This window comes from Arthrobacter sp. ok909, assembly GCF_900104405.1.
Taxonomy (GTDB): Bacteria; Actinomycetota; Actinomycetes; order Actinomycetales; family Micrococcaceae; genus Arthrobacter; species Arthrobacter humicola.
Window position 1 is genome coordinate 43104 of sequence record NZ_FNJS01000030.1, and the last position, 11595, is coordinate 54698.

An 11595-nucleotide genomic window follows, 5' to 3' on the forward strand; every position below is an offset into this window, starting at 1 on the left:
CGGCCCTCAAAATTGCCGCGGAATCCCGCACGCACCGGGCGCGTGTGTGACCGCACAGAAAGCGGCGGCAGCGGACCTCAGCCGGTGACGACGGCCAGCCAGTGGCGCAGGAAGGCGGCACCGGCGTCGTCGTGGATCACGTCTTCGCCGAGCCCGAGGTCGGCAGCGGTGAGCACCTCGTAGGGTTTGACGGGGATGCCGTCCGCCGGCCGGACGTCCACATGCTTGACGGCGTGGTCGTTGTGGTGCAGCCAGTCGGCCATGGCGTAGTCCGTGCGGGAGTCACCCACCGTGCGCCAGGCCTGCGGCGTGATGCCCTGCGCGGCCAGGAACTCCACCGCCCGGCTCGCGCCCAGATCCTTGCCCAGCCGCACCGACTCGATATCGGTGGAGATGATGGTCGGGTCGACGCGGAAGTCGATCTGGTCATCCGAATCGGGGACGTGGTGGTCCAGCCGCACCACGCCGAGCCCGTGCCGGGCCATGAGGTTCATGGCGTCGGCGTCGAAGAGTTCCTGCTCTGCCCGGTAGTCCGGGTTGGCGACGGCGATATGCTGCTCCACGGAGACCATGGCGCGCTTGGTTTCGTCGTAGAACATGTGGGCGGAGTAGTCCTCGGCGACCAGGCGGCGGACGTCGTCGCCGAAGGCCTGCGGGATGGCGAGCTCGCGGTCGACGTGGACGGCGCCGGGCCCTTCGGCGGTGTAGCTGAACCAGACGGCGCCCTTTTCGCAAATGGCGTGGATGACGGTGCCGGCGGGCATGCCGGCGGCGATCATCGGTTCCATGACCTGCTCGCGGATGAACGTGTCCGATCGGCCGGTGTTGAAGATGACCGGCACGCCGGCGGCGGCAAGGGCCAGCAGGTCCGCAATGATTCCGGGCTGCACATCGCGGGTGACCGGGCTCGCGATCGGACCGTCGACGTCGAGCAGCAGCGCCAGCACAGGGGAAGTCTCGGGTGAAGTCATACCGCTATTCTGTCAGCCGTCGGGAACCTTTACGTGAAGTCTGGAGAAGATCGACGGCCGCGCGCCGGATGTGACATTCGCCGGCGCGGCCTGTGACAAATGGTTACCGTTTGGCCACAACCTCACGCCGGTCCGGGACTTTCATTCCTTTGCGCGTACAAGTTCCTTAGGCTGGCATGGTGATATTCAAAGCTGTGGGCGAGGGACGCCCGTACCCCGACCATGGTTACAACACGCCCAAGGACTGGGCGGCCCTGCCGCCGCGTCCGGTCCGGCTTGATGAGCTGGTGACCACCAAGCGCACGCTGGACCTTGAAGCCCTGCTGGCCGAGGACTCCACTTTCTTCGGTGACCTTTTTCCGCACGTCGTGGAGTACCGCGGCGTCCTTTACCTTGAAGACGGCCTGCACCGGGCAGTCCGCACCGCCTTGCACCAGCGCACCGCCATCCATGCGCGGGTCCTCGTGATAAATGGCTAGGAAACGGGCCGACTCCACGGTCCTGCACGGGCACCGCGTCGTCAGTGGCTCCGAGCTGCGGGCCACGTTCGTGGAGGAGGAGGGTGTGGAGCACCATCCTGTCCGGCTGCGCCGCAGGATCCTGCACGGCGTCGTGCTGGTGATGCTGGTCGGCGTGATCGTGGCGGCGATCATGGTGGCGCTCGCCATCATGAACGGCCAGATCAAGATTCCCACGGCGGAACGGAGCAAGGCGGCAGTGTCGGTGTGCCCGGCGGCCACCTTCGACTACACGCCGCCGGAGAAGATCAACCTCAACATTTACAACTCCACGAGCCGGCCCGGACTGGCGCGGAGCGTCGCCGACCAGTTTGCCGCCCGGAAGTTCATCGTGGGCGCCGTGGGGAACACGACGTCGAGCTACCGCGGCGTGGCGCTGATCGTCTCCGGCGCCGCGGGCCAGTCAGCCGCCTTCAGCGTCCAGCGCAACCTGCCGGGCTCGGACTATTTCCAGGACAGCCGCACGGATCCCAGCGTGGATGTCATCCTGACCGGCGACTTCAAGGAACTGGCCAAGCCGGAACTCGTGGACCAGACGCCGGGCCAGCTCAGTTGCCCCCGCGAGGACCGGCGTATCGTGGATGAGACCACCTGGCCGATTGCGCCGACTGCGACGCCGACGGCCGGGTAGGCGCCCCCGTTTAGCTGCTGAGGCGGACCGGCCGGCCGGCGTCGTCGAATCTGGCCCCCGCGCCGAGCTGGATGAACCGCACCGTCCGCGCGAGCCGGGCCTCGGCCTCGGCGTCCTGGCCGGCACCGTCGCCCCGGGCCGCGCTCGAGGAGAGCGTGCCGTGGATGAGCTGGGCCAGCTGGGCGATGTCCGACTCGGGCAGGTAGCGCTGGGCCATGCCGTCGCGCAGGATGCCTTGCAGGAGCACGCTGAGCTCGCCCACGTGGTCGGCGAGTTTGGCGAACGACGACGGCGAGAGCACCGCCGCCATGGCCGGCCCCGGCGGCAGGTGGCGCCGGCTCAGGTCCTCCACCTGGGCCCGGACATAAACAGCCAGCCGCTCCACCGGGTTCTCCAGCGAATCCAGCGACTCGCGCAGGTCGACCAGGAACCGCTCGGTCTCGTCCAGGGCGTACGCGATGAGAAGCTCTTCGATGTCCGCGTAGTAGTTGTAGACGGCCGTCCGGCCGATCCGGGCGTGGCGCGCGACATCGGTCATGGTCAGGCCGGGCAGCCCGTGCGTGAATAGGAGTTCCCCGAATGCGGTCAGGATGCGGCGCTGGGTCTCGGCACGTTGGGCGGCGTTGCTCGCGGCCGAAATCCTAGGCATACGGACACTTTAGCGCGATCTGTCACCAAATCGGGCGGGCGGGTGGCTGCGACACGGCCGGCCACGCTCCGTTCCGCGGAAGTCATCCCGGCCGGCGCACCATTCACGGAGCAGCCAGACGCAAAGTCAGGGGCGAGACTTGCCGGCGGCCGAGCGACGTGCTCACCACCCGGCCGTGCCCGGCCCGCCCTTGAACGGGCCAACGATCTGCCTGGTGATCCAACCGCCGTAGAAGTCACCCTCCTGGAAGGTCACCTGCTCGCCGTCGACCTCGCAGGAGTCCATGCGCTCCGGGTAGAGCGCCACCCGGGTACTGAGCGCCTCGAACCCCCGGGTGGGTGCCGGATAGGTCCACCCGGCACGGGGAACGACGACTCCGCCGGCAACGACGTCGAAGTAGTGCGCTTCTCCCTTGAACTCGCAGAAGCTGGTGCCCTCGACCGGGACGAGAACGCCGGCAGGGAATGAGTCCAACGGCAAGTAGTAGACGGGGGGATGACTCGTCTCCAGGACGCGCGCTGCATCGGTGGTGTCGGCAATCACCTGCCCGCCAAGCCGCACGATGACCCGTTCCGATCGAGGCTCGACCCTTGGTGGCCGCGGATAGTCCCACACCGATTCTTGACCGGCGTTGGGCTTGATGGGCTGGGGACGCCGGAAGAAGCCGGAGAATCCGCGAGCAGAAGTCATGTCCCCATGGTGCCATCTAATGTGGCCGGCGTACGCGGTGGAGGACGAGTAGCCGGACGGGTAGACCTTCGCACTCACCGAGCCAGTGTCCTCCGTTGAGCACGAAAACGCCAACTTGCCCGCGAACGATCAGCGTCGGGCGGTACGCCGAACGCTTCACTCGTAGATGGTCGGGATGGCCGGTTCGCCGGGCTGCAGCCGGTCCACGACCCGGGGCAGCTCCGCCATGGATGCCGTGTGCCGCTCCCGCGCCCGCCCCACTGCGTCCGGCCCGGTCCAGCCGGGCAGGAGTTCGCCGTCCTTCATGAACTGCTGCAGGAGCGGTCGGCCGTTCTTGCCGTCCGCCGGCGGATGACCCACGCCGAGGACCTCATGGGTGGCCGTGCCGCGGTCATCCAGGCGGCGCAGCGCGAACTTGCGGCCGCCCACGTTGATCTTGTCCTTCGAAGTCTTCGCGACGGCAACGAGCCCGCCGGAGTCGCCGGCCCGGCTCACCAGTTTGTAGACCATGCCGGCCGTGGGCGCCCCCGAACCGGTCACCAGCGATGTGCCGATCCCGTAAGAATCGGCCGGCGCTGCCCGGAGCGCGGCGACGGAGAACTCGTCCAGGTCCGAGGTCACCACGATCCTTGTGTGCACATTGCCGAGGCTGTCCAGAAGTTCGCGGACCCAGCGTGCCTGGGCCACGAGGTCCCCAGAGTCCAGCCGGATTGCCCCGAGCTTGTCTCCGGCGAGGTCGACGGCGGTGCGGACCGCCGCTTCGACGTCGTACGTATCCACGAGCAGTGTGGTGCCTGCCCCCAGCGAGGCAAGCTGCGCCGCGAAGGCGTCGCGCTCGGAGTCGTGGACGAGCGTGAAGGAATGGGCCGCGGTGCCGACGGTCCGGAGGCCGTAGCGCCGGCCGGCGGCCAGGTTGGACGTGCCGGAAAAGCCCGCGATCACGGCCGCGCGGGCCGCCGCCGCGGCGGCTTCCTCATGCGTGCGGCGGGATCCCATCTCGATGCAGGGCCTGCCGCCGGCGGCACTGGTCATCCGGGAAGCGGCCGAGGCGATGGCGCTGTCGTGGTTCAGCACCGACAGGACGTAGGTCTCCAGGACGCAGGCCTCAGCGAAGGTCGATTCCACGATCAGCACGGGGGAGTGCGGGAAGTAGGCCTCGCCTTCCGGGTAGCCCCAGATGTCGCCGGAGAACCGGAAGGCGGACAGGTGCTCCAGCGTGTCCTCATTAACCACCCCGGTGCCGGCCAGGAAATCGAGGTCGTCCTGGTTGAAGCGGAAGTCCGCGATGCCTTCAAGGAGCCGGCCGGTGCCGGCCACTATCCCGTACCGGCGCCCGGCCGGGAGCCCGCGGGCAAAGGCCTGGAAGACGGACCGGCGGTGTGCCGCCCCGGAGTGGAGCGCCGCCTGGAACATGGTCAGCTCGTAGTGATCGGTAAACAGGGAGGTCCGGGGTCCGTCCGGTCCGGCCGAAGTGTCCATGGTTCACTCTAGGCCGGGGATCGCAGTGACGGCCTCGAATTCGCCGGAATCCTGCGGGGTCGCCGGAAACTTCCCGCGAACTCGGACGTTTCCGGCGAATTCGGCTTCTGCGCTCAGGCAGGCGCCGGACTTAGACGCTGCAGCCCTCGGGGCCGCAGGCGCCGGACTCCGCAGAAGCATCGCCGTCGGGGGCATCCGCGGCGGCTGCGCCGGCGGCGCCCACCATGACCAGCGGGTGGCTGTCCTGCCAGGCCTGCTCGAGGGCGGCCGTGAATGTGTCCGCAGGCTGGGCGCCGGAGAGCCCGAACTTCCGGTCGATCACGAAGAACGGGACGCCGCTAACGCCCAGTGCCCGGGCCTCCGCGATGTCGTTCCGGACGTCGTCGGCGTAGGCGTCTGTGCTGAACAGTTCCGCGAGGTCACCGGCTCCGAGTCCGACGTCCAGTCCCAGTCCCGTCAGGTACTCCTGGCTGCCGATGTCCTTGCCGTGCTCGAAGTGGTCGCTGAGCAGGCGTTCCTTCGCGGCGTCCTGCTTGCCGTGGGCGGCGGCGAGGTGGAGCAGCCGGTGTGCCGTGAAGCTGTTAGCCACCACGACGGCGTCGAACCGGTAGTTCAATCCCTCGTCCTTGGCCTGGGCCGCCACGTGCTCGAACATCTGCGAGACCTGCGCCGGGGCCATGCCCTTGCGCGTGCTCAGGTAGTCCAGTTCGGTGCCGTCGTAGTGTTCCGGGAGCGTGGGGTCCAGCTGGTAGCTGCGCCACTGCACCTCCACGGAATCGCGGTGCGGGAAGGCCGCGAGGGCGGTTTCGAACCGGCGTTTGCCGATGTAGCACCAGGGGCAGGCAACGTCGGACCAGATTTCAATCTTCATGTCGGCAACAACTCCGGCAGGGGCAGGTCAATTCCCCGGTGGCGTGTCGGCTTCGTCACGGACAGGCCGGCATGAGTACGGCGCCGGCCGTCCCCGCGGTCATGGCGTCACCGGGCGCTCCATGACGAAGTCGTGCTCCACGGTGTCGCCCAGCTGGAAGGACTTGGTGCCGACCTTGCGGAAGCCGGACTTCTCGTAGAACCGGATGGCCCGGGCGTTCTGGCTGTTCACGCCGAGCCACAGTCCGCGGGCGCCGGCACCCGCGGCCGCGGCGATGCTGGCGTGCATCAATTCGGCGGCGGCGCCGAGTCCATGGTGGTCCGGGTGGACGTAGCACTTGCTGAGTTCGGTGCACGGCAGCTCGGCCAGGACCGCGGCCACCTCCGGGTCCCGGGCGGGGCGGGCCACCAGCAGGCTGTAGCCGCGGAGCTCGCCGCCGGCGTCAATCACCAGCACCGTGACCGCCGGATCGGCCAGATAGGCCCGGAAATTGGTCTCGCTCAGGGTGTTGGCCAGGTGGGCCGCGATGTCCTCCGGCCGGGATTCCGGCGGGCACGCGAGCGGGAAAGTGACGGCTGCAAGCGCCGCCAGCCGCCCGGCGTCGTCCGCGGTTGCTGTCCGGATCTGGTGCGTCATAGCTAAAACCCTAGTCCGCGGCGGGGCCCGGGCATCAATGACGACTGGCGTGGTTTGCCGGGCAGAGCTACATATCAGATGGCGTAGCGAAGGATTCCGACGGCCTCCACATTTTCCGGCAGATCGGAGCGGCGCACGGCCAGGACCCGGGCGCCCGCGCCGAGGGCCCGGCGAGCGATTTCCTCGACCACGTCCTGCCCGGTGTCTCCGTCGAGGGTGAGCGCACCGTCGTCTCCGACAGCACCGTTGACTTGTGCATCCATGTCCACGGCGAGCGTCGCAATGGCGCCGAAGGCGGCGGCCCGAGCGAGGTCGCTGAGGTCGCTCGTGCCACGGCCGTTGGAACGACGCTCCTCAAACGTCGTTTGCAGAGCAACAAGATCGGCCGCGTAGATCCGGTCGAGGACACCACGCGCCGCTTCCGCCAGTTGGGCCGGTGTCAGTTCATCGGGGTTTCCCTCGATGACTTCGGACGCAAGGTGTGCGTAGCCTGTGAGGTTGCGGTAGATGCTGGTGAGTGGTTCCGTCGCAGCGATCACCAGCGGGAGGGAATTCCCGTTTAGAAGTGGGCGAAGCGCGTGGTCGACGGAACGGGCATACTGGGTCAGCCGTACCTTTCGTCCCTCGTCGCCCTGCAGCCGGCCAGATGCGGAGCGGCCGCCTATCGATTCGAGCCCGACGGCACTCGCTGCATCCCGGGGCATGCCCGGTACCGTGACCTCCTCTGCCGGCCGGTCCGCCGTGACCTCAATGAGCCGCGCCCCGTTCTGTGAGATTGCGAGCACGAGCGCCGCGTTCGGGAAGGTGAGGGCGCGAAGCAGCGGGGTGATGGCGAATCGGTCGGACACGCTCACGTGGTCCTCGAGATCATTAGGCAAACGGAATTCAAGAATTGATGTCGGGGTCACGAAGATGGCCACGCTCCGCCCCATGTCAAACCAGAACTCCGGGGACCCCAGCAGCTCGTCGAGGAAGGTTTCTATCGCGGCCACTGCGTCATTGTTTCCCCCTTGGCGGAGTTGTTCGACGGCGGAACTGAACAAGGACCGGGCTCTGGACTGGTTGTCCTCCGAATGGGCCGGGACGCTGCTCGTCGAAAGATACACGGTGACGCTGTGTGGATCGCGCGCGGCAGCCAGCCGTTCCACGTCGTCCCGGGTCGGCATATCGATGTGCATGGGGATGCTCCTTTTTGCTATCTCTCCGCTGGGTCGCACGAGGAGGGGGATTTTCCTGCACCCACTCAATGCGCAAAGCCGCACCGAGGGTCAGCAATACCGGATCAGCTCAGCATCGGACCCCGCGGAGTCCCGTGTCAACAGCCGGCGGAACTTGCAGTACGGACGTGTTCAGTGTCGGTAGCCAGTTCGGCCAGCACCCTTGGTGGACCGCAGCGGTGCGGATTGTCTTAGTCACGTGGCACTCCGGGAGTGCGTGCAGGTGGTGGCTGGGGCACATATCTCAGGCCAACACATGGACAGCATTTTCTTGGCCGGCGGCCGCCTGGAGATGACGCCTGATGGCCTCGACCACCAGCCGGTGGTCGTCGTCGGACGAAAGCCCGGACGCCGTCACGGCCGCGACGACGCCGGCGTTCCGAACCCGCACGGGGAAGGATCCGCCTGCCAGCGTGTAGTCCTCCGCGGCGAGCCACCCTCCTTGCGTTGGATCGAAATCTTTGACCGCGAACTCCTCCGAGAGCAGGGCCGTGCTGTGCTCGAAGCGCAAGGTGGTAGCCGACTTGCGGCGGATCCATTCCTCCTGGTCGGCGGTGGCTCCGGGCAGGACACAGCGGAAGAGGATCAGGTTGTGCCGCCGGATGTCGATGGCGATCGCGTGCCCTTCGGCGAGTGCCCGGTTGGCGATGAGCGAGCCGAGGCGCCAGGCATCGTGGTGGTCAAACTGCGGGAAGACCAGTTCTTCCTCGTGCCAGCGCAGTTCGGCGATCCGCGGTGAGTCGGTGTCAGTCATGGAAAGTCTCGTCCGGTGTGGAGTCGGCGTCGTAGCTGAGACCGATCTGGCGTCGGATTTCGTCCATTGCTGCCATGACGGCCACTGATTCGCGGGGCGGCAGGATGGTGCCGGCGGTTACGCCTTCCCTGACCAGTCGTTCCAGTTCGGCGGCCTGGTATTGCATACCGCGGCTGTTGACAGGCTGCTCATAGCGTTCAACAACGCTGCCATCCATGGCATGAACTGTGAAGGGCGTGGGGTTGTACCAAGTGGATTCGATATCGATCCACCCTTCGGTCCCGATGACCATAGCCCGGTTGGCGCTGGCGGCGTCCAGTTCGCAGTCCACAATGGCCTGCTGACCGCCAACATATTCAAAGATGGCTGCAGTCTGCCGGTCTACCCCGGTAGCGGTCATGGACGCACTGGCGCGAATGGTCTCCGGGGTGCCCAGGATGTCGAACGCAAAGGAGACAGGGTAGATGCCGAGGTCCAGCAGCGCTCCGCCGCCCAGTGCAGGATCGTTCAGCCGGTGGGCAGGGTCCTTGGGCAGGCTCTGGTTGTGGCTGGCGACCACCTTCCGGACCTCGCCGATGGTGCCTTCCTCGATGATTGCGCGGATGCGGATCATGTGCGGGAGGAATCGCGACCACATCGCTTCCAGCGCCACGAGCCCTTTGGATTCCGCGAAGTCGACAATGTCCTGGGCTTCGCGGGCGTTCATAGTGAACGACTTCTCCACCAGCACATGCTTGCCGGCATTCAAGGCCAACAAGGCATTGGCGTGGTGGAACGGGTGCGGCGTGGCGATGTAGACCACGTCAACCAGCGGGTCGGCCACCAAGTCCTCGTAGCTGCCATGCGCGGTTGCCACATCGTACTCTTCAGCGAAGGCCTTGCTCGATTCCTGCGTCCGGGAGCCGACGGCCTGGACGGTGAAGCCGTTCTCGATCAGGTCCTGCGTTTGCAGCCCCGCGATGAATCCGGTGCCGAGGATTCCCCAGCGGATGCGGCCGTCAGAGGTGCCGGTGGGTTGATTAGTCACGTGCTTGGTCCTTTGGTGAGTCGGTGGTGGCCAGCGGGTAAGCCACAAACGCAAAGCGCCTGGAATCCGGCGACCAACTATTAACGTTGAGGGTTCCTTGGCCGCCGAAGAGGGGCCAGGTGTGAAGCGGTGCGGTCCAGTCGCTGGTGGAGACCAGCACGACGTCGACCGGCAGGTCCGCGGGGTGGCCCTCCGTGCCTGCGGGGAAACGGATGTAGCCGGCCAGTTGGCCATCGGGGGAGAGATGGGGGAACCAGTCGACGGTTTCGCTCTCCAGGAGGCGCTCGAAATCGCTTCCGTCAACCTGCACTCGGGCAAGCTGGGCGTGGCCGGGGAGAGCGCTGAAGGACTCCGTGTTCAGGTAGAGCCACTTTCCGTCGGGCGAGTATTCCGGTCCGTCGCAATGGCCGGGGCCGACATCGACGCCGGCGGTAGCGCCGCCGTCGGACGGTATGGTCCTGAGACGGCCCGGCTGCGTAAAGTCTCCGGCCTCGATGCCGACGTATGCCAGCTGGGATCCATCCGGGCTGACGCCGTGCAGGAAGTGGAAGGAGCCGTCGGCGTCGGTGATCCGCTCCGCCGGACCTCCACTCAACGCTGCCCGGTAGATGTGGCCGTCGTTCGCCGAGAGGAAGATGCCGGTGCCGTCGGGCGCCAGGACGTGGTCGTTGTTGAGGTCGGGGATGCCGGTCAGCGGGACCTGGCTGATGGCCCGGCCGGGCAACTCAAACCGCCACAGCTTCCCGTCCCCGTTGAGGATGAGGGCCGAGCCGTCAAGGGTCCAGTTGGGCGCTTCGAGGAGGATCTCGTCGGTGCTGTAGACAAGTTCGGATTCGCCTGTGACGGACGCTATCCAGACCTCGCAGCGCTGGCCGGGCTGAAGGGTACGCAGCATGCTCAGAGTTCCTTGATCCGGATGTTCCGCCACCGGCACTGCGCGCCCGTGCCCCAGCGGGCCTCGCCGAACATGGAGTCGTTGTCGTGGACTTCCAAGGCGATGTGCCCGCGCTCTCCGAGAACACCCAGGACATCCGCCGGGTTGTAGTTCGGCGAGTCCAGCGTAGCGGTGTCCAGTTCGGCGATCTTGAGACCGTTGACCCAGGTGGTGATGACCGGCAGGGCGCCGACGCAGCGGATGCGGAGTTGGTTCCAGCCGTTCCAGCGCCAGACGTTGAGGAAGTCCTCGACGTCGGCGGCGTGCTTCAGGCGGGCACGCTTTTCTTCCGTGACAGGCTCCACCGACGTGGCCGGGTTGTCCGCAATCAAACCCGTGGGTCGCCCGTCAGCGTCCATGGCCACGTTGACGGCGAAGGGTACGGCGGAGAAGCTCGCCAGCCCGTTGCCGAAGAACCCGCCGATACCGCCGGAGGGACGGTGGTCCACCAAGACCTGGAAGCCTTCCCACGTATCCGGCCGGCGCCGGATCATCACGCCGGTGTCTGCCGGCCAGTCGGGGCGCATTTCCAGCACGAGTTCGAAGTCGCCGAATGCCTGCTCGCTGACCAGGTAGCCGCCGTAGCCGCTGCCGGGGGAGTCCTGCTCGCCGACCAGGACGCCGTCTTCCACGAACCAGCGGGCCGGGTGCATCTCGGGTTCCACGGGCGGGGTCAAACCCAGGGCGGCAAAGCGTTCCGAGAGGGCCGGACCGCCCGGATACTCGGTGCCATAGACGCGGGGTACCGATCGCCAGCCAGCCAAGGTGGTGCCGTCGAACAGCGGGACAAAACGGTCGCCGCCGTCGGGCGTTTCAATGCCTGACATGAACTTGCCCTTACTGTTTGAAGGCGGCGTCGAAGGAGGTGTTCGAGGCCGGGAAGTCGTATTTCTTGAGTGCGGCGAGGGCTTCGGGGGCGCCGTGGAGGCGGTCCATGCCGGCGTCTTCCCATTCGATGGAGATGGGGCCGTCGTAGCCGATCGCGGTGAGGGCGCGGAACGAGGACTCCCAGGGCACGTCGCCACGACCGGCGGAGACGAAGTCCCAGCCGCGGCGCGGGTCGCCCCAGGGCAGGTGCGAGCCCATCACGGTGTTCCGGCCGGTGGGCCGCAGCTTGGTGTCCTTGCAGTCCACGTGGTAGATCCGGTCCTTGAAGTCCCAGATGAAGGAGACCGGGTCGATGCCCTGCCACATGAAGTGGGACGGGTCCCAGTTCAG

General features: G+C 67.0%; 14 protein-coding genes. 2 read left to right on the forward strand and 12 right to left on the reverse strand.

Going from position 1 to position 11595, the window contains the following annotated elements; all coding sequences use genetic code 11:
• Window positions 1-77 precede the first annotated feature (77 nt).
• Window positions 78-971, reverse strand: coding sequence for a hypothetical protein (locus tag BLR03_RS19020; RefSeq protein ID WP_091255648.1), 894 nt, complete (start codon window positions 969-971; stop codon window positions 78-80).
• A gap of 179 nt (window positions 972-1150) precedes the next feature.
• On the opposite strand from BLR03_RS19020, the gene BLR03_RS19025 reads away from it, so the two are divergent.
• Complete coding sequence (locus BLR03_RS19025) at window positions 1151-1450, forward strand: type II toxin-antitoxin system VapB family antitoxin (RefSeq protein WP_120954228.1); 300 nt, start codon at window positions 1151-1153, stop codon at window positions 1448-1450.
• Window positions 1443-2120, forward strand: a complete 678-nt coding sequence (locus tag BLR03_RS19030) for a LytR C-terminal domain-containing protein (RefSeq protein WP_091255650.1) — start codon at window positions 1443-1445, stop codon at window positions 2118-2120. Before BLR03_RS19025 ends, BLR03_RS19030 begins: the two co-directional genes overlap by 8 nt.
• Before the next feature lie 10 nt (window positions 2121-2130).
• Here BLR03_RS19030 and BLR03_RS19035 read toward each other — a convergent pair whose 3' ends face one another.
• The 11 genes from BLR03_RS19035 to BLR03_RS19085 form a co-directional block, all read right to left on the reverse strand.
• On the reverse strand, window positions 2131-2769 hold the full coding sequence (locus tag BLR03_RS19035; protein ID WP_091255651.1) for a TetR/AcrR family transcriptional regulator: 639 nt from the start codon (window positions 2767-2769) through the stop codon (window positions 2131-2133).
• 162 nt (window positions 2770-2931) lie between these two features.
• Window positions 2932-3459, reverse strand: a complete 528-nt coding sequence (locus BLR03_RS19040; protein WP_175460617.1) for a DUF427 domain-containing protein — start codon at window positions 3457-3459, stop codon at window positions 2932-2934.
• A gap of 156 nt (window positions 3460-3615) precedes the next feature.
• Window positions 3616-4938 (reverse strand): nicotinate phosphoribosyltransferase, encoded by a 1323-nt coding sequence (locus BLR03_RS19045; protein ID WP_091255653.1) that lies wholly within the window; start codon window positions 4936-4938, stop codon window positions 3616-3618.
• 130 nt (window positions 4939-5068) lie between these two features.
• On the reverse strand, window positions 5069-5809 hold the full coding sequence (locus tag BLR03_RS19050; RefSeq protein ID WP_091255654.1) for a DsbA family oxidoreductase: 741 nt from the start codon (window positions 5807-5809) through the stop codon (window positions 5069-5071).
• 99 nt (window positions 5810-5908) lie between these two features.
• Window positions 5909-6445, reverse strand: coding sequence for a GNAT family N-acetyltransferase (locus tag BLR03_RS19055; protein WP_091255656.1), 537 nt, complete (start codon window positions 6443-6445; stop codon window positions 5909-5911).
• Window positions 6446-6519: 74 nt separating this feature from the next.
• Entirely contained in the window at window positions 6520-7623 is a 1104-nt protein-coding gene (locus BLR03_RS19060) for a baeRF11 domain-containing protein (protein ID WP_091255658.1), read from the reverse strand.
• 283 nt (window positions 7624-7906) lie between these two features.
• On the reverse strand, window positions 7907-8416 hold the full coding sequence (locus BLR03_RS19065; RefSeq protein WP_091255659.1) for a heme-degrading domain-containing protein: 510 nt from the start codon (window positions 8414-8416) through the stop codon (window positions 7907-7909).
• Complete coding sequence (locus BLR03_RS19070; RefSeq protein WP_091255661.1) at window positions 8409-9443, reverse strand: Gfo/Idh/MocA family protein; 1035 nt, start codon at window positions 9441-9443, stop codon at window positions 8409-8411. The genes BLR03_RS19065 and BLR03_RS19070 overlap by 8 nt, the downstream gene beginning before the upstream one ends.
• A complete protein-coding gene (locus tag BLR03_RS19075; protein WP_091255663.1) occupies window positions 9436-10338 on the reverse strand; it encodes a TolB family protein in 903 nt (300 codons plus the stop codon). Before BLR03_RS19075 ends, BLR03_RS19070 begins: the two co-directional genes overlap by 8 nt.
• A 2-nt stretch (window positions 10339-10340) precedes the next feature.
• On the reverse strand, window positions 10341-11204 hold the full coding sequence (locus BLR03_RS19080; RefSeq protein WP_091255664.1) for a 3-keto-disaccharide hydrolase: 864 nt from the start codon (window positions 11202-11204) through the stop codon (window positions 10341-10343).
• A gap of 10 nt (window positions 11205-11214) precedes the next feature.
• Window positions 11215-11595 (reverse strand): sugar phosphate isomerase/epimerase family protein (locus tag BLR03_RS19085; RefSeq protein ID WP_139184600.1); only part of this gene is annotated, 381 nt, incomplete at its 5' end.